Origin of the sequence: Methylomonas sp. ZR1 (assembly GCF_013141865.1) — a bacterium.
In the GTDB taxonomy this organism is placed as follows: Bacteria; Pseudomonadota; Gammaproteobacteria; order Methylococcales; family Methylomonadaceae; genus Methylomonas.
On sequence record NZ_RCST01000001.1, the window covers coordinates 1,937,059 to 1,956,094 of the forward strand.

At 54.6% G+C, this 19,036-nt stretch carries 14 protein-coding genes; 9 read left to right on the plus strand and 5 right to left on the minus strand.

The genetic code is table 11. The annotated features are described in order from the left end of the window. Positions 1–12: 12 nt before the first annotated feature. On the plus strand, positions 13–480 hold the full coding sequence (locus DDY07_RS08810; RefSeq protein ID WP_171695629.1) for a cupin domain-containing protein: 468 nt from the start codon (positions 13–15) through the stop codon (positions 478–480). 32 nt (positions 481–512) lie between these two features. On the opposite strand, the gene DDY07_RS08815 is transcribed toward DDY07_RS08810, so the two are convergent. Then, the gene (locus tag DDY07_RS08815; RefSeq protein ID WP_171695630.1) at positions 513–1,589 is read right to left on the minus strand and encodes a sigma-54-dependent Fis family transcriptional regulator; all 1,077 of its coding nucleotides are present in this window, start codon (positions 1,587–1,589) and stop codon (positions 513–515) included. An 820-nt stretch (positions 1,590–2,409) separates the two neighbouring features. Between DDY07_RS08815 and tatA the strand changes: the two genes are divergently transcribed. From tatA to DDY07_RS08830, 3 genes are all read left to right on the plus strand, one after another. Further along, positions 2,410–2,637: a twin-arginine translocase TatA/TatE family subunit gene (gene tatA, locus DDY07_RS08820; RefSeq protein ID WP_033156406.1), complete on the plus strand. Its 228-nt coding sequence runs from the start codon at positions 2,410–2,412 to the stop codon at positions 2,635–2,637. 298 nt (positions 2,638–2,935) lie between these two features. Then, positions 2,936–6,112, plus strand: coding sequence for an efflux RND transporter permease subunit (locus DDY07_RS08825; protein WP_171695631.1), 3,177 nt, complete (start codon positions 2,936–2,938; stop codon positions 6,110–6,112). A gap of 6 nt (positions 6,113–6,118) precedes the next feature. Then, positions 6,119–7,336, plus strand: a complete 1,218-nt coding sequence (locus tag DDY07_RS08830) for an efflux RND transporter periplasmic adaptor subunit (protein ID WP_033156408.1) — start codon at positions 6,119–6,121, stop codon at positions 7,334–7,336. Between the two features lie 51 nt (positions 7,337–7,387). Here DDY07_RS08830 and DDY07_RS08835 read toward each other — a convergent pair whose 3' ends face one another. The 4 genes from DDY07_RS08835 to DDY07_RS08850 all read right to left on the minus strand — a co-directional run bounded on the left by DDY07_RS08835 (position 7,388) and on the right by DDY07_RS08850 (position 10,988). Beyond that, entirely contained in the window at positions 7,388–7,888 is a 501-nt protein-coding gene (locus tag DDY07_RS08835; protein ID WP_171695632.1) for a GNAT family N-acetyltransferase, read from the minus strand. Then, positions 7,885–8,994, minus strand: coding sequence for an NAD(P)H-dependent oxidoreductase (locus DDY07_RS08840; protein ID WP_171695633.1), 1,110 nt, complete (start codon positions 8,992–8,994; stop codon positions 7,885–7,887). Before DDY07_RS08840 ends, DDY07_RS08835 begins: the two co-directional genes overlap by 4 nt. A gap of 276 nt (positions 8,995–9,270) precedes the next feature. Further along, complete coding sequence (locus tag DDY07_RS08845) at positions 9,271–10,191, minus strand: EamA family transporter (protein ID WP_171695634.1); 921 nt, start codon at positions 10,189–10,191, stop codon at positions 9,271–9,273. Positions 10,192–10,514: 323 nt separating this feature from the next. Next, positions 10,515–10,988 carry an Lrp/AsnC family transcriptional regulator gene (locus tag DDY07_RS08850; protein WP_171697750.1) on the minus strand — a complete coding sequence of 158 codons (474 nt, stop codon included), beginning with the start codon at positions 10,986–10,988 and terminating at the stop codon, positions 10,515–10,517. A gap of 160 nt (positions 10,989–11,148) precedes the next feature. On the opposite strand from DDY07_RS08850, the gene leuA reads away from it, so the two are divergent. The 5 genes from leuA (at position 11,149) to DDY07_RS08875 (ending at position 19,030) form a co-directional block, all read left to right on the plus strand. Further along, a complete protein-coding gene (leuA, locus tag DDY07_RS08855) occupies positions 11,149–12,870 on the plus strand; it encodes a 2-isopropylmalate synthase (RefSeq protein WP_216614857.1) in 1,722 nt (573 codons plus the stop codon). A 728-nt stretch (positions 12,871–13,598) separates the two neighbouring features. Next, positions 13,599–13,859, plus strand: coding sequence for a DUF2024 family protein (locus tag DDY07_RS08860; protein WP_033156411.1), 261 nt, complete (start codon positions 13,599–13,601; stop codon positions 13,857–13,859). 455 nt (positions 13,860–14,314) lie between these two features. After that, a complete protein-coding gene (locus tag DDY07_RS08865; RefSeq protein WP_171695635.1) occupies positions 14,315–16,282 on the plus strand; it encodes a TonB-dependent siderophore receptor in 1,968 nt (655 codons plus the stop codon). A 15-nt stretch (positions 16,283–16,297) separates the two neighbouring features. Further along, the gene (locus DDY07_RS08870; protein ID WP_171695636.1) at positions 16,298–18,367 is read left to right on the plus strand and encodes a TonB-dependent siderophore receptor; all 2,070 of its coding nucleotides are present in this window, start codon (positions 16,298–16,300) and stop codon (positions 18,365–18,367) included. Between the two features lie 42 nt (positions 18,368–18,409). Beyond that, positions 18,410–19,030, plus strand: coding sequence for a YfiR family protein (locus tag DDY07_RS08875; protein WP_253734444.1), 621 nt, complete (start codon positions 18,410–18,412; stop codon positions 19,028–19,030). Positions 19,031–19,036: the final 6 nt, after the last annotated feature.

The window sequence follows — 19,036 nt, forward strand, 5'->3', positions numbered from 1 at the left end:
TTGGAGACTAAGATGTTAGGTAAACCTATTCGACCAACGTTATCGCTACCGATCTTGACGGTCGCGCTATGCTGCGCGTATAGCTCGGCGGCAGCTTTGGAACTCGACCCCAAAGCCATCAACATCAAACTGCCCGAGCAGATTAATTGGGTGGCAAACCCCAGCGGCTCGGAGAGCGCGGTATTGGTAGGCGATCCCAGCAAGCCAGGCCTGTATGTCGTACTGAACAAGTGGAAGGCTCATCACAATAGCAAGCCGCATTCACACCCGAACGACCGTTTCATAACCGTGATTTCAGGAACATGGTGGGTAGGCACCGGCACGGATTATGATCCGACGCATTTGCAAGCGGTGCCGGCGGGCAGCTTCGTCACCCACTACGGCAACGAAATCCATTATGACGGTGCCAAAGACGAAGACACGATTCTGCAGATTGTCGGCATAGGCCCGGCTACGTCTACCCCGGCCCCTGCAAAATAGCAGGCAGCTCGCCATCGGCGAGCTGTCTAAGATTACTCTTCGCTTTCTTCGTAGGCGACGGCCAATTTTCTCTGACCATTGGCCAACATGCCATACAAGCCTAGTTTGTGCCGTAGGACATTGCGGCTTATATCCAGCAAGCGCGCGGTTTGCACCTGGTTTTCTTCGCAAAACTCGAACGCCGTACGAATCACGGTTTCTTCGATAATATCGAATAACTTAGGCGGCGCTTGTTCGCACAAACGTAGTAGCGAACTCTCCAGCGACGAAGTGGAAACTGTCGGTCCGGTCTGCGAAGCTCGCACACCGGATAACTTAAAGTCCTCCGGACGCAAGCGATTGCCGGGGCAGACCAACAATGCTCTATGCACGGCATTTTCCAACTCACGAATGTTGCCGGGCCAATCGTAATTTAACAAGGCCAACTCGGTGGATGGCGATAATTTGATTTCGCCGTAGCCCAGGCGGTCGCCGTAGACTTTCAGAAAGTGCCTGGCCAAAGGCAAAATGTCGCCCGGACGTTCCCGCAACGGTGCCAAATGAATCGCCGCCACATTAAAACGGTAATACAGATCGGCGCGAAAATGCGACGCCGCCACCGCTTCTTCCAAATTAACATTGGTAGCGGCGATGACTCGAACATCCACCGGCGACGGCGTGCGCGAACCCACCTTGACCACTTCCCTTTCCTGCAATACCCGCAATAATTTCGCTTGCAAGCCCAGCGGTAAATCGCCGACTTCGTCCAAAAACAAACTGCCTTTATTGGCGGTTTCGAACCAACCTTCTTTGGTATTTAAAGCGCCGGTGAAAGCGCCTTTTTCGTGGCCGAACAATTCGCTTTCGATCAGGTTTTCACTGAGTGCCGCGCAATTCAGAGCCCCGAACGGTCCTTTGGCGCGCTTGCTCAGTGCATGCACATGTCTGGCGACCAATTCCTTGCCGGTGCCGGTCTCACCGATGATCAGCACTGTCGCATCGCTAGGCGCGATCCGCTCGATGTGCTCCAACAGTTTTCGTGAAACCGGATCCTCGAACACCATCGCTGTGGCTCGCACCGTGTGCGACAGCTGTCGTAATTGCAATTCGTCAAATGCCAATAATGTCATACGGTTTCCCCTTTACTGCGAGCAACGATGCCGCCACTCAAAAATTGTTCCATGAAAACTCTTTTCCTAAGATGTCAAAAATAGTGATTCGTCAGCGGCATCGCAAATCAACTGCCGATACGCCAACGCCAAACAAAAATCAGCCTTACCGTGCCGAAAGTCAGCCTACACATCGGCACCAGCGCCGAGCACAGACCAAAAAAAAGCCAGCAGTCCTTTGGGGACACACTGGCTTCCGGCGATCCGGTCAGCAGAAGTGGATGTTATGGAGACAAAATGCTCGGAAAATAACAGCGAGATACCAGGCTCTAAGCATGGTTCATGCCACTTCGTGTTTTCAGCACATCATAAAGGATTACAGGTTTTTGCGAAACCCAAATGTTGCCACAGCAACATAATCTGCTGATTTAGTGTTGATATTTCAACATATTTTCATAGGCCTGCATTTTACTGGCCGGACATTGCGTTTTTTCGCGCTAATCCAATGAACTTGGGCTTTTTCAACAAGCCCGGTCAGCCAAAATCGCTGCTTAAACATGCCCACTATGTTGCAGCCTGTTCGTATACCAGCAGCATTTGCTGATTCAATGCTGGTAGATCAGCATTTTTTGGGATAGTTGCCGTTGACCCGCCTGCCTCCATACTCGGTAACTAAAACCAGTGTTGTTGATATGCCAGGAACACAGCGGCACTTAGGCTTATTCCAGTGCTCACTCGGCAGATTGGCCCTTATCTTGCTGAAGACCGCCGTGAGAAGGCTAAGTCAAACTCATTAAGCGACTTAATCTAATATCCGCAACTTTCAACTTTGGAGCAAAACATGGGCTTGAGCATTCCCCACCTATTAGTAGTTTTAGCGATTGTGGTCTTGGTGTTCGGCACCAAGCGCTTGAAGAATGTCGGCGCCGACTTGGGCGATGCGATCAAGGGATTTCGTACAGCGGTAAAGGAAAGTGAAGAAGCTGAAGAGGCCAAGGCGATTACCCAACTCTATCAGGAAGAATTATCCGGTGATTTGATAGGCAAAGCTGACCGCACCAAAGCCTGATACGCCGGCTTGCTGTTCTCAGGCGAACGCGCTTAGACCCGCGCCCTGCTGCCATAGCAACAGCTATTGATCGCCGCCTGTTTGCACACCAACAGCTTGGAACATTTGCCCGGCAAAAATTATGCTGCTGATTCTCACGTAAGCTCAAGCCCATGCAGGACACTATGCTTGGAAAAACCGGTGGAGATTGTTTGGAACAGCACTTGCTTAGGACAAGCACTAAATTGCCTTTGCCGGATAAACGCTAGTTTTAAAACCGGCCAGACCTCGCTAACCAATCGGATCTCCCGAGAAATCCATGTGGATCGTTAATATTGCTTTACGCCGCCCCTATACCTTTATTGTGGCGGCGCTGTTGATTCTATTGTCTACACCCTATGTGTTGCGGAAAATGCCCACCGATATTTTCCCAACCATCGATATTCCGGTGGTAGCGATGCTCTGGCAATACAACGGGATGACCGCCAAGGAAATAGCCGACCGCTTAACCACCACGGTCGAGCGCTCCATGGCCTTGATCGACGGCATTGAACACAGTGAATCTTTGTCTTACGGCGGGGCGGCGGTGGTTAAAGTATTTTTCCACCCCGGCACGGACATCCGCACCGCCATCGCCCAGGTGATGTCCAGCAGCAACTCGGTTTACCGCTCGCTGCCGACCAATGTGGCACCGCCGCAAGTCATTCAATATTCGGCGGCCGATCTGCCGTTGGTGCAGTTGGGCATTTCCAGTAGCGTCGTCCCGGAAACCGATGTCAACGATCTGGTGAATAATATCGCCAGAACCGCATTGCAATCCAAACCCGGCGTAGCGATGACGAATCCGTTCGGCGCGAAAAGCCGGCAGATTACGCTGGATGTCGACGCCGCGGCCCTGTTGGCGCGCGGCCTGTCGCCCGCCGATTTAAACGATACCCTGGCCGCGCAAAACCTGATCCTGCCCACCGGCACCGTAAAAATCGGCACCAACGAATACGACGTCAGCCTGAATGGCGCGGTGGCGGCGATACCCCGGCTCGCCGACCTGCCGGTCCGCACCGTGAACGGCGTAACAACGCTGGTCCGCGACGTGGCAACGGTGCGCGACGGCGCCGCACCGGTTACGACCATTGCCCGGCAAAACGGCGAGCGTGGCATATTGACTTCGATCTTCAAGGTCGGTCGCACCTCGACGCTGGAAGTGGTTGAACACGTCCGGCAAACCATTCCGAAAATGCTCGACCTAATGCCGGAAGGCATCAACATGCGGCTAATGTTCGACCAATCGCTGTTCGTGAAAGCCGCCATCGGCAACGTGCTGCACGAAGCATTGATCGCCGCCGGCTTAACCGCCGCAATGATCTTGCTGTTTCTGGGCAACTGGCGCACCACCTGCATCATCGCGGTATCGATACCGTTGTCTATCATGTGCTCGCTAATTGCCTTGTATCTTGTCGGCGAAACCATCAATCTAATGACGATGGGTGGCCTGGCCTTGGCGGTGGGGATTTTGGTGGACGACGCCACCGTGGAAATCGAAAACATCGAGCGGCAAATGCTGCTGGGCAAGAACCCCCATCAAGCCATCCTGGACGGAGCCGCGGAAATCGCGATGCCGGCGCTGGTCTCCACGCTTTGCATCTGCATCGTGTTCGTACCGATGTTTTTCCTGTCCGGCGTGGCCCGTAGCCTGTTTGTGCCGATGGCGGAAGCGGTGGTGTTCGCGATGTTGGCCTCTTATGTGTTATCGCGGACCTTGGTGCCGACGCTGGCGATGTATGTCATGTCCGGCCATCACGGCCATACCGATGCACCGCCGACCAACGCGCTAGCACGGGGCTTTCAACGTCTGCATCACGCCTTCGAGCGCGGCTTCGAACAGTTTCGCGGCCACTATCTGATCCTGGCCAGCCACTTGCTGAAACACCGTTTGCGTTACAGCTCGGCGATTTTAGGCTTTTGCCTGGCATCGCTGGGTTTAGTGCCGCTATTGGGAGAAGATTTGTTTCCGGCGGTGGACGCCGGGCAGATTCGCCTGCATGTCCGTGCGCCTTCCGGCACCCGCATTGAGGAGATGCCGCAACACATCGATGCGGTGGAAAAAGTCATTCGCGGCATCATTCCCGCCGAAGAAATCGCCGATCTGCTCGACATCATCGGCGGCCCCTACAGCACCCGTAACACCTTGTTCGGCAATTCCGGCACCGTGGAAACCGCCGACACCGAGATCATGATTTCACTGCGTCCGGGCGACCACGCGCCCAGCGCCGACTATATCAAGCGCCTGCGCGCAGAACTGCCCGGACAATTTCCCGGCCTGGAATTTTTCTTCCAACCTGCCGACCAGGTTAGCCAGACCCTGAACTTCGGTGTACCGGCGCCTATCGACATCCAGTTCATCGGCGGCAAGCCGGACGAGGTGATGCCGCAGGTCATCGCCTTGCAAAATCGCTTGCGGCAAATTCCCGGCATCGTCGATGCACATATTTACCAGCGAATGAACCGGCCGGCATTGGACTTGGAAATGAATCGCCAGCAATTACAGCAACTGGGTTTGTCGGCCCGCGATCTGGCGCAAAACCTGTTGCTGACCCTGAGCGGCAGCATGCAGACCGCGCCGTCGTTCTGGCTAAATCCGGCCAACGGTAACTCGGTTAATATCGGCGTGATGGGTAATCCGCTGGACTTGGACAATCTGGACGCCTTGATGCGCACGCCGGTGGGCGGCGGTAACGGCCAACCGCAATTACTGGGCAATCTGGTCAAATTGAAACGCACCGTATTACCGGTCGCGGTAACGCATTACAACGCCAATAATGTGTTCGATATTTACGCCAGCGTTGAAGGCTGCGATCTGGGTTCCGTAAGCCGGAAAATCGAGACGCTGGTAGCCGACAGCCGCAGCCATTTGCCGCGCGGCGTCGATTTGAGCGTGCGCGGCCAGATCGAAACTCTGAAAAGTTCGTTTACCGGTTTGGGCGCCGGCTTGGCCGTAGCAATTGTGATGCTGTATCTGTTGCTGGTAGTCAATTTCCAATCCTGGCTGGACCCGCTGATTATCGTCAGCGCCCTGCCCGCCGCGCTGGCCGGCATCGCCTGGACCTTGTTTTTGACCGGCACCACTTTGAGTATCCCGGCCTTGACCGGCAGCATCATGGCCATGGGCGTGGTCACCGCCAATAGCATTTTATTGGTGTCGTTTGCCCGCACCCGTCTGGCAGAAGGTGTACCGCCGGTGACGGCAGCGTTGGAAGCAGCGGCTACCCGGCTCAGACCGGTGCTGATGACCGCCTTTGCGATGATCGTCGGCATGTTGCCGATGGCCGTCGGCTGGGGCGAAGGCGCCGAACAAAACGCACCGCTGGGCCGCGCGGTGATAGGCGGCCTGGCCTTTGCCACCGTGTCTACTTTACTGTTCGTGCCGCTGGTGTTTGCCGGCACTCATCGCTGGCTGGCGCACCGACTTTCGCATCGCACAACCTTTGTAACTCCCTAAAATCATATGAATAGCATCCCTTCATCACCCTTTGCGCGACCATCCACCGACCATACGCACCGCACCCTGCTGGTAGTAAAACGGCTGGGTTTGGGGCTATTGTTATTGCTCCTGCTGGCCGGCACCTGGCGCCTGGCGCAAAACCTGCAGCAAGCGGAAACCTTGCAGGCGCAAACAGCGGCGAGTCAGCAGCGCAGCGTCATCGCCGCTCATTCAAGGCCGGGCGAGGCGACCCGCAAATTGGTATTGCCTGCCAGTTTGCGTGGCAACACCGAAACCCAACTCTATGCGCGCAGCAACGGCTACTTAAGCGTCTGGCACAAGACCATAGGCGATCAGGTTAAGAAAGGTGACTTGTTGGCGGTCATCGACGTGCCCGAACTGGAACAGGAATTAGCACAATCGCGCGCCGCGCTGGCTCAAGTTAAAGCCCGATTGGAACTGACCCGCACCACCCTGCAACGCTGGACGCAATTGAACGGCACCGACAGCGGCACCCAACAGGAATTTGACGAAAAACGCAGCGCGTTCCTGCAAGCCGAAGCCGATTTCTCCGCCGCGCAAGCCAATGTCAAGCGCCTGGAAAATATCGAAGGCTACCGGCGCATCGTTGCCCCGTTTTCCGGCGTGATTACCCGTCGGGGGGTGGATGTCGGCAGCTTGATCGTCGCAGGCAGTCAGGAGTTATTTGCCTTGACGCAAACGGACCCGTTGCGCTTGACGGTTTGGGTGCCGCAAGTCTACGCGGACGACATCAAGGCCGGTCAGGAAGTCTCGGTAAGAGTCCTGGATTCCCAAGGCAAGCCGGTGAGCGCCCATGTGGATCATGTCGCCGGCGCTCTGGACCCGGTCAATCGTTCCCGGCAGGTGGACATTACTCTGCCCAACAAGGACGGTAAGTTACTGCCCGGTTCCTACGTGGAAATCTCCATCAACGTTGCCGGCAAATCCAGCCCCTTGGTGGTGCCGGCTAATGTATTGGTGATCGATCAAGCCGGCTCGCATGTGGTAGTGGTCGATGCGGAACATCGTGTGGCGTTTCGTCCGGTAAAATTGGGCCGCGATTTTGGCCGCGAGCTGGAAATATTGGAAGGCATCTCGGCCAGCGATACCTTGGTCGCCAGCCCCTCGGATCTGTTAGTGGAAGGCGAAACCGTGGGCGTGGTGGAAGCCCAACAAAAACAGGCGGAGAAAGCCAAGGACAAAACCGCCGGCAAATCATGAAATATTCCAGCAGTCCGCGGCAGGACGGGCCATCCGGTAGAGAAATGGCTATCATCGCCACGATGCGGCGTTTAGCGCTGAGCTTGGCAATTGCATGGGCACAAATGCCACGCCTTTGTCCTCTATCTTAGGCCCCAGCGGCTGAAATCCCAGCCGAGCATAAAACGGCACTGAGGGTAGCGAGGCATTCACTGTGAAGATTTCCGACTGGCTTGCCGCCAATGATAACTCGATGGCTCGCAAGGCCAACGCCGTGCCGATGCCTTGGTATTGACAGGCAGGCGCCACAAACAGATGAAACAGATGCCGGGCGTTGCGGACGGCAACGACGCCGGCCAGCTTACCGTTTAGCAAACCGACGAGATAAAGGAAATTAGCGTCAGCGATGTAGCTGCCAATCGCTTGCGGGCTGATACTCGAATAAAACAACTCGGCACCGTCGCCAGTTGGGGAAATCGTACAACGGTTGGCAACGCTGCCAATCAGTTGGCTGACGCACTCGGCATCGGTCGCTACAGCGGGACGAATGATCAACGGCGAGTTTGTCGTCATGGTTCAGTAACGGCAAGGTCCGGCAAGTTGTGATAAACCTGCTCGACGGTTTGGTATTCGGTTAAGGCTTTGACGACGGCCGGTATGGGTTCCGCATGGATGCCGGGCAAGTCTTGTTCCAAGGGATTCACAATCGAAAACGCCAATTTCTCCAGCGGCGGGCAAAAGTCCGCCTCCACACCGGGCTTATTGCCGCGCGCATCAATACGGTACCAACCGTGTTGCGGCAGGTAAACCGCATTCAAACCATGCAGACAATAAGGAGGCTGGTCGCCGTCTAGCGTCAAGCGCTGGTAACACAGACCGGCGGGAATGCCGTTGGCGCGCAACAGTGCCGCCAATAAATGGCTTTTGGCGTAGCAGTAGCCGGTGCCGTGGATTAACACCTCGGATGCTTTACAGGTCACTGGGTTCAGCCGGTAGTCCCAACTATGCTTAATTTCGTCGCGCACGAATTCGAAACAGCGTTTGGCGATTTCTTCCTCATCGGCGCAGCCCTCCGCCAACTTGGCGGCTTGGGCGACGATGGCCGGATGTTGGCTATCGATATAAAGACTGCTGCTGAGGTAAGGCTTCATGTCCGGCAAGCGCTTTACCGCGCGTTGGATTTTGGTTAACACGCCGGTCAGTAATGAAACGATTTCCGGCACGGCCAACAGCTCCGCTTCGCCGATATTCGCGCTCGGCAGCGGCAAGGTGATCGAGGCAGCTTCTATCAGCGTGGCTGACATAGTAAGCAAGGTTTCTTTGAGCGCGGCATCGGCATGATGGGCGCGCGGCGTGGCATTCAATACCGCCACCGGCTTGTCGGCAAAGCCGTCGAAGGCCACCAACCAATCCAGCGTATTTTTGATGGTGCCGGTAACGCCATGCGCATATTCCGGGCTGGCGATTAGCAAGGCATCCGCCGAGGCCACTTCGTCGCGCAATTGCAGTGCGGCGGCCGGCGGCGCGTTTTCCAAATCCGGATTGTATAAAGGCAAGTCGCCAAGCCCGGAAAACAAATAGACTTCGACAGAGGCCGGCGCCAAATGCCTCACAGTGCGCAGCACGGCGGAATTGATGGACACAGCTCGTAAGCTGCCGGATAAAGCCAGTATTTTCATGGCAAAGCGAGATGTGGAATGTCAGGGAAAAGTAATGGCAAGCAATAATAGACCGCTTGGCCCAGCTTGATAATGACGTTGATTTTCGCATGCCATAAAGGGGCGGGGCCATTTCTAAAAATCATCGACCTGCTTGGATTACTTGCAAGCTTAGCCAAATCCAAACCGTTATAAAGCAAAACCCAAGCATGCCCGGAATACTATTGGTTTATCGGAAAACAGCCTCGATGCATTTCGGCGTTTGCTTCCGCTCCAGGACTTAAAAAGTGAGATCCGTCATTTGCTCGCTCCTCGCCCCGCTGCACGCTTTGTACGTGAGCCGCGCGCGCTGTTCATGAATACGATAGCCCCGATGATGATCGCCGCCCCACTCAGGACGCGCGGCGTGAGCGGTTCTTGCGCGAACCAGTTGCCTAAAAACACTGCCACCAGCGGATTGACGTAGGCGTAGGTCGCTACCAGCGGAATCGGCGCGTTTTGCAGCAACCAGGCGTAGGAGGCGAAACCGATCATCGAGCCAAACACTATCAGATACGCCAAGGCCAGCCAGGAGTTAACCGATACCTGAGCCAGGTTGAAAACACCCCATTGTTCGCTTAGCGCACTGACCAGCAACAAGGCAAAGCCGCCGGTCAGCATTTCCGCGCCGGTTGTCATCAATGCCGTCTTCGGCAAATCCGCAGTTTTGCTGTAGATTGAACCTAAGGCCCAAAGCAAACTGGCGAGCAATAGCGCCGCCACACCGGGCAGATTTACCGGGATACCGTCTGAAAACGCCGTAGGACCGACCAGCAAGTAAATCCCCATGAAGCCGATGACCAAGCCAACCAGTACACGCAGCGTTGGTCTGTTGCCGTTAGGCCGGAGTGCGTCGGCCATTACCAGAAACATCGGCACCGCGCCGATGATCAGCGCGGCGACGCCGGATGGGACGGTTTGTTCTGCCCAACAAACCAAGCCGTTGCCGCCGAGCAATAACAAAATACCGACAACAGCAGCCGAACGCCACTGCCGAAAAGTCGGTGCGGCATCGCCGGCCAGACGCCGCCAGGCCAGCAAAATGAAGCCGGAAACCAAAAAACGCAATCCGGCCGACAAAAATGGCGGCAATGTTTCGACGACAAAGCGGATCATCAAATAAGTTGATCCCCACACCAGATAAACGGCCAACAACGCGGCCCAGACCTTAGCTTTCATTCTTAAAACGCCTGGCTATTACCATTCGCCCTGGAGTTGTCGAAGGACGCGCCAAATAGGGCTTCGACAGGCTCAGCCCGAACGGTGTACCCATATTAAATACGGCCGGATTCATAATTTCGGCTGCTACTTGCGCCCCTGCCACCCGCGGGCGTAACGGCCAGGGCGAATACTTTTTGTTGCCGCTGATTGAGGTTTGTACCATGCGAAAGCCTAACGGTAGGAAAATTGCTCGAAAGTTATCGAAGTGTAGACGGCTGGTCCGCTGTCAGTCGCCGTGTTTAGGCGCAGTTTATACGAAGCGGCCTACCCGTTCTGAATAGTCAAAGCCCTTCCTCAACCGAAAACCCCGTCTTATCCACCACCCGCCGCAACACAAAGCTGGTATGTACCCCGCTGACACCGGCAATGCCGGTGATGCGCTTCAGCAGTAACTCCTGGTAGGCGTCCAAGTCTTTGACCACTACCTTGAGCTGGTAGTCGGCGGTTTGGCCGGTGATCAGCAGGCATTCCAGGACTTCCGGAATGCCGGCGACCGCTGCTTCGAAGGTGCTGAAACGTTCCGGCGTGTGTTGGTCCATCGAGATGTGAATCAAGGCCATCAGCGTCAAACCCAAGGCTTTGGCATCCAGCAGCGCCCGGTAGCCGACGATCAGGCCACCCTCCTCCAAGGCCCGTACCCGCCGCAAGCACGGCGACGGCGACAGGCCGATGCGGTCGGCCAGTTCCTGATTGCTGATGCGGCCATCGGTTTGCAGGATGTTCAAGATTTGCTTGTCGTATCTATCCAGTTCCATAAAATGCCCGCTATTCATTTAACAAAACAATAAAATAAAACATTATCGATATACACAGCAATATTCTATCAATATTCAGCCTTTTACATCGCATAAACGCAATCGAGTGGCGGAAGATTTAGCTTATCCTATCGGCTACCGTTTTGAGGAGTTAAAAGCCATGTTGACCGACCCTTCCCACAAATACCGCCCTTTCCCGCCACCGGCATTGGCTGACCGCCAATGGCCCAACCGCACGATCAGCCAAGCGCCGATCTGGATGAGCACCGACTTGCGCGACGGCAACCAAGCCTTGTTCGAGCCAATGAACGCCGAACGCAAGCTGCGCCTGTTCCGGACCTTGTGCGGCATCGGTTTCAAGGAAATCGAAGTGGCGTTTCCGTCGGCCTCGCATACCGATTTTGATTTCGTGCGCCGCTTGATAAACGAAGCGTTGATCCCCGACGACGTCACCATCGAAGTGCTCAGCCACGCCCGCGAACCGTTATTGCGCCGGACCGTAGAAGCCTTGCAGGGCGCGCGCTCGGTCATCGTCCATATCGTCAACGCCACCTCCCAAGCGTTTCGTGAACTGGTGTTGGGCATGAGCCGGGCCGAGGTATTGGCCATGGCCGTCGATGCGGTGCGATTGGTCAAGCAATTGACCGCCGACCGGCCGCAAACCCAGTGGCGCTTGCAATACAGCCTGGAAACCTTCACCGCCACCGAGCCGTATTTCGCCGTCGAGTTTTGCGATGCGGTCAGCGCCGCCTGGGGCGCGACGCCGGACAACAAGATCATTCTGAATTTACCGTCGTCGGTGGAAACGGCGACGCCGAACGTCTACGCCGACCAGATCGAATGGATGCACCGCCATATCGCCCGCCGCGACAGCGTCATCCTCAGCGTGCATCCGCACAACGACCGCGGCACCGCGGTAGCCGCCGCCGAACTGGCGTTGATGGCCGGCGCCGAGCGCGTCGAGGGTTGTTTGTTCGGCAATGGCGAACGCACCGGCAACGTGGATTTGGTGACACTGGCCTTGAATCTGTACACCCAGGGCGTGGCGCCGGGCCTGGATTTTTCAGACATCGACAAGGTGGTGGGCGATTTCGAGGCTTGCACCGGCTTGAGCGTGCCGCCGCGCCAACCCTATGCCGGCGAGTTGGTGTTCACCGCATTTTCCGGCTCGCACCAGGACGCCATCAAGAAAGGCTTTGCCGCCCTGCAGCCCGGTAGCACCTGGAACGTGCCGTATCTGCCGTTCGATCCGGCCGACGTCGGCCGCGGTTACGACGCGGTGATCCGCATCAACAGCCAATCCGGCAAGGGCGGCATCGCCCATTTGCTGGAAAGCCATTACGGCGTGGTGCTGCCGCGCCGTTTGCAGATCGAATTTTCGCGGGAGGTCCAACAGCACGCCGACCGCCACGGCGGCGAAATCGGCGCGGAAGCGTTGTGGAATTTATTTGCCCGGAGCTATCTGGATGCAGCAAAGCCTTTGCGTTACCGGGGCCATCAATTGTTCGAGCACGCGCAAGGCCAAGGCATACAACTGCAAATCGAATCGGACGGCGAACCGCACACATTAACCGGCGTCGGTAACGGCCCGATAGCTGCCGCGGTCCAGGCCTTAAATTCGCTCGGCGGCGCAGTGTCGGTACGCAGTTACGAGGAACGCTCGGTCGGCAGCGGCGGCGATGCCCAAGCCTGCGCCTTTGTCGAACTGGCAACAGCGAACGGGACTACGACTTATGGCGTCGGCATGGACGCCAACATCGTCAGCGCATCAATCAAGGCGCTGATCAGCGGCTGCAATCGCTTGGCCGACGATATGGGCTTATGCAATTTAACAAAATTGAACACGTCCCCAGCGACGATACCCGCAAACGCCACATCCTAAACTGTCGTTCCAGGTCGTCAAAGCCAATTTCCTCGCGTTAGCTGCTAATCGGCGCAACCGATTACTAAACGGCCGGTATCGAAGCGCGGCGCACTATGACGCTCCGCCCCGTAAAATATCGGAGATTTATGACGAGCCGGAATGAATTAATTTGGGCGGACAGGGATTGGGGACTGTTTTAAAAACCCAACATCGTTAGCTGTCGAACAGCTGCTTAACGTCAATTAGTCGGTTTCAAGTCGCGCTGCCTTTGCCATTAGCAGGCTGCGCGCAATAAGGTTACAGTTTCAGTTCAAGTAAAACCGCTAGTCATTCGACGACCATACGAGCCGCATGTATAGGTCATCCAGTTCCGCAATTATTGGCGATATTGAGGCATATCATCAGCGAGCATGGACAGTTACCGCATTCGCGATGGTATGAATGCATGCCTGAAATCGGGATATTGAAAAACCTTTTATATCGATTCGATATTGTTATAGAATTTTAGCGAATCCGTTGAAGTGTTTTCACCCCAAGGGGAACGTTTTTGCGGATCTCTGCCGATGACGGATGTAAATCCGTCATCTCGGCATCTTTCTCATGACGTTGTCAAAGAATTCCGAACACCAAACTTTCAGGGAATGCCTGACCAACGCCGAACCGAAAAACCGCATTGGACGTTTTTTATCTGACCATTTCGTTAATGGCATCGAGCAATTTTTACTTTATTCATCCGGGAGTTTTTGATGGAAATCCACGTTTACGATACCTATGTAAAAGCACACGACAACCACGTCATGCACTTTGATGTATTTACCGCCAGCAAAGACAGTGAGCAAGCCATTCAGTATGCCAAACAATGGCTATCTTCAATCGGGGAAAGCGATGCGGTAGTCTCCAGCAAAGAATGTCGGTTTTGCCATACTCAACAAGCACCGGCTAATGTGATTGACACGATCAATCGCCAAGGTTACTTCATATACAAAATGGAAGGTTGTCCGGCTTGATAGCAATATTGCTATCAAGCCAAGGAATTCCAGGCCTTGCCTTGCAAGGCCTTAACGTAAGTAGGAGGAAACACCTGTTTTCCGAAAAGCGTCAGTAACGACCTCACCGGCATCCTCGTCAACAGTGACATGGCTACCAACATCGAAATTACACGCGCCGAAAGGGTGATCTGACCTCAGCTAATCGGGTTGTCGTGCCATGCGGCCCCGGGAGAACGATGGCGTTCACCCAAACAAAACCAATCAGACTATCTCAAAACGATACGTCGGCCTTTTCCAGCATCTCCAACCAATCCCTACCTACAAACACCAGAATTAAAATCTAACTAGCTTGAACGACAATAATCTATTGTAAAATAATCATTTTTGTATATCGCGTTAATCGACAGTTTGTACGCACTAAGCCGAGTCTTATCATTATCCATGTCCCCGCTCCCCACTAGACAAGACTTTCAATGCGCGCGCTGATCGTCCTAGGTATGCTGTTGATACCTTTGGCTACCGCGCAAGCGGCCGGCAAGGCATCCGAAGATTTAACTGAACTGTCCATTGAGCAATTGCTGAATGTGGAAATCATCAGCGCTTCCAGGCTGGGTCAAAAAGCCAGTCAAGCCCCCAGCTCGGTTTCGATTTTAACGGCAAACGACATACGCACTTTTGGCTGGCGCACGCTGGCGGACGCGCTGAACAGCATGCGCGGTTTGTTCACCAGCAATGATCGCAACTATAGCTTTGTCGGCGTGCGCGGCTTTATTCAGTCCGGCGACTACAATTCCCGAGTGCTGTTCATGATCGACGGCCAGCGCATGAACGAAAACATCTTCGACTCCGGCAATATCGGCCAGGAATTCATGCTGGACATGGACTTGGTGGAACGTATCGAATTTATTCCCGGTTCCGGCTCCACCATTTACGGCGCCAATGCGTTTTTGGGGCTGATTAACGTGGTCACCAAAAAAGGCAAAGCCTTGAACGGGGCGCAAATAGCCGGTGAAGTAGGTAGTTTTGACACCTACAAAGGCCGCGTCAGCTACGGCAAGCAATTCGACAACGGCGCCGATGTGCTGGTGTCGGCATCGCATTTCGATACCCAGGGCATGGAAAATTTATATTTCCCGGCTTTCGATGATCCCAGCACCAACAACGGTATCGCGCATAACATGGATACCGAACGCGCGGACCGCTTGTTCGGGCGCATGCAATTCGAAGAATTCACCCTCAGCGGCGGTTTTGTTGATCGTTACAAGCGGGTGCCGACCGCGGCTTTCGGTGCCGTTTTCAACGATCCCACCTCGCATACTTACGACAGACAATTTTTCACCAATCTGAAATATCAAAAAGCTCTGAGTGCGAAAACCTCGTTCATGGCTAAAGGATTTTATCAAGGCTACGATTACATGGCCGAGGACCCGTTTAATGACGCAGGTAATTACGTTTATCACGACCAAACCAGCGGCCGCTGGTGGGGCGGCGAAGCGCAACTCACGACTAGCGTATTCGACGGACATAGACTACTTTTCGGCTTGGAATATCAATACGACCAAACCCAGCGCCAATTCGGCTATGTTACCGACCCTTATCAGATTTATCAGGATAGCGACCTCAGCGGCCACCGCGTCGAACTCTACGCTCAAGACGACATCCAGTTACTGGACAATCTGGTTTTCAGCGCCGGCCTGCGCCTAGATCAGACCCACATGCTCAAGCGCCTGCAACTCAATCCGCGTCTGGGCTTAATATGGAACCCTTTGGAGAATACCACCTTCAAGCTGCTGTACAGCTCGACATTTCGCGCCCCGCATGCCTGGAACCTGGATTACAACAACTACTATTACGGCGTCAGCCCCGAGCTTAGAGAAGAGCAAATCAGAAGCTACGAAGCGATTGCCGAATGGCATTCCAATGCCGGGCTGAAACTGCTGGTTTCCTTGTTTTACAACGACATCACCGAGTTACTGAAAGCCAACCCCGATACGGCGCTGCTGGACAATGTTGGAAAATACCACGCCTACGGTGCGGAATGGGAAGCGGAAAAACGCTGGGACAGCGGCAGAATGTTCAAGGCATCTTACACCTACAGCTTGTTTACCAACGAAGCCAGACAAGGAGTGTGGGCTTACGGTTCGCCGCAAAATATTTTCAAATTACACTATGCTGAGCCTTTGTTCGACGATTTTGTCCGGCTCGGCATCGAAAATATTTACATCGGCGACCGCAAGACATTTCAGAGCGGCAAAGCCGATGCCTACAATCTGGTCAATCTGAATCTGAGCACGGATCGCTTGATGCGTGGCCTGGATGTATCCTTCGGGGTTTATAACCTGTTCGACAGCCATTATGAAATGCTGATCAACAGCGACCGCTTCGACCTGTTACAGATGAACGGCAGGGAATTTCGTTTGAAACTACAGTTGACGTTTTAAAAAAGGGCCGATCATATGAAAAAGGCGTTTCATCGACGGAAATCTTGGGCTATCGGCCTGGGAGCGCTTTTGTGTTTGGGACAAACCTCCTCACACGCCGCCAATCAAGAGCCTGAACGTGACAATTTACCGGATTTGACCGGCCTCAGCGTCGAGCAATTGATGAATCTCGATGTGACCTCGGTTATGAAGGTGCCCACAGACATTAAACACGTTCCCGCCGCCCTGTTTGTATTGAGCAACGAAGAAATCCGCCGAACCGGGGCTACAACCATCCCGGAAGCCTTGCGGGTGGTGCCGGGCATGCACGTGGCTAAAGTGGACGGCAACAAATGGGCCGTATCGATGCGCGGCTTCAGCAGCCAGTTTGTCAATAAATTGTTGGTGTTAGTGGACGGCCGTAGCGTCTATAACCCGCTGTTTTCTGGAGTATGGTGGGATCAACAAGATGTGATGATGGAAGACATCGAACGCATTGAGGTCATCCGCGGCCCCGGCGCCAGCTTGTGGGGCGCCAATGCGGTCAACGGCGTCATCAACATCATCACTAAATCAGCCAAAGACACGCAAGGCGGTTTGCTATCCAGTCATGTCGGCAGCCAACGCTACGGCGGCGGTCTGCGCTATGGCGCCGATTTGGGCGGCGACGCCTATCTAAAAGTGTACGGCCGCCACACTAACTACGGCGACTCAAAAACCCTAGGCAGCAGCGCTAAGGCCGGCGATGAAGGCGAGATGAGCAAAATCGGTTTTCGTTACGACAAAGCCATCGACTTTACCAACAAACTCAGTTTGCAAGGCGATGCATTCCTCGGCGAGAGCAATGGCGCACTGCAACACTTCCCATCATTAACATCCCAACAGACGCCGGTGCTGGCGCCGCCCTTTTCTCGGGAATTACCGACGGACCAATTGTTCTCCGGCCATTACATCCAAGCACGCTGGGAACAACATCAAAGCTCGGACTCGAATACCGTACTGCGCATGTATTGGGACAGGCACAGCCGGAAATCGCCTTACTTGAATTCGGAATATCAAATCGACAATATCGATGTCGATTTTCAGCATAACTACAAGCTGAACGATAGCCACATGTTGGTGTGGGGCAGCGGCGTGCGTTTCAATCTGAATAATTTTGAGGACAGCGCGCAAATCTCCATGAGCGCCAGCAATCGTACCGACCGTATCTACAGCCTGTTCGGACAGGACGATATTACCTTGGTGCCTGATCGTTGGCATTTGACCTTGGGCAGCAAGCTGGAGCACAACCCGGTCACGCAATTCGAAGTGCAACCCAACGCACGCTTGCTGTGGACGCCCGACGACCAACATTCGTTTTGGGGCTCGGTATCCCGCTCGGTGCGCACGCCCAATTGGGTCGAGCAAAATATTTCCTACGGCTTGCAGACCCAGCCATACACGATACGCGGCAATACCGTGCCCGTGCTGCGCAACCTAACCGGCAACCCCGACTTGACCGCCGAAAAAATGCTCGGCTTCGAACTGGGCTGGCGCGGCCAACTCAGTCGCCAACTCAGTACTGATGTAGCCTTGTATCATTACAGTTACGACGATTACGCCAGCTTGACCCCCAATACCCAACGCTTCGCCGGCTATATGTTGCAGACGCTGGATTACAACAACTACGGGCATGTACAAGTCTACGGCGGGGAAATCAGTGTCGATTGGCAAGCGACTGAAAATTGGAAATTGCGGGCCACTTATAGCCACGAAGAAGAACGCTTCCGCCTGTCTCCGCTGGCACCTGCCAACACCACGCTGATCTCCGGAGATAGCTACCCGGCCCATAAAGCCATGCTCTGGTCTATGTACCAATTCTCCCCGCAACTCAAGCTGGATCTGAACTGGCGTTATTCGGATGCAACCGGCCTTAACGGCGCGCAATCCAGAGCCTATCAAGACCTGGATGCACGTTTGGGATGGGACTTGGGCGCGGGCGTGGAACTGGCGTTGGTGGGCCGGAATTTGCTGAACAGCAGTCATTTCGAATACGGCTCGGATATGTTTTCCACCGCCACAGCCGTGCAACGCGAGGTATACGGCACCTTGCGCTGGGACTTCTAAGCGGCCCGACACTATGCATACAGCGAAGAACCGGTGTCGAACATGAGTCGAATCTTGCGCCATCGCTATGCAAGATTGTGCCGAAATCGCAGTTGCGATGCGTCGTGCCTGTGCGCCCCGGAAAAACCAAGATTCGCAGCCATCACGCTAGTCAGCAAAATGCTGTTGCTGCCTTTGCTGTTTAGCGGCCATCTATGCCACGCCGAAGCGGCCAGCGAAGCAGCGGTAAAAGTGGCATTTTTATACAATTTCTTTAAGTTTATCGAATGGCCGGAGTCGGCAACCACACCGAATCGTTATACCTTGTGCCTGAGCAGTCATACCGATTTCGGCGACCATTTATTGATGTTGGAAGGCAAAACGGTGAACGGCAAGCCCTTGGATATCGCCCGCAATATATCAGCCAAAGATATAAAATCCTGCCATTTGATCTTTATCGATACCGCCGATAATCCGGGCGATTACGCCCGCGAATTAAAAGGCTCGCCGGTAGTCAGCGTCAGCGACAAAGCCGGGTTTATCAACCAGGGCGGCACCATAGGTTTGATCCAGGACGGCAACCGGCTCAGCTTCGAAATTAACTTGGAAACCGCCAACGCCGGTAACACGCGCATCAGCGCCCAGCTGCTGAAACTGGCTAAAAACATTTTGGCCGGTAAATAAGCCCAC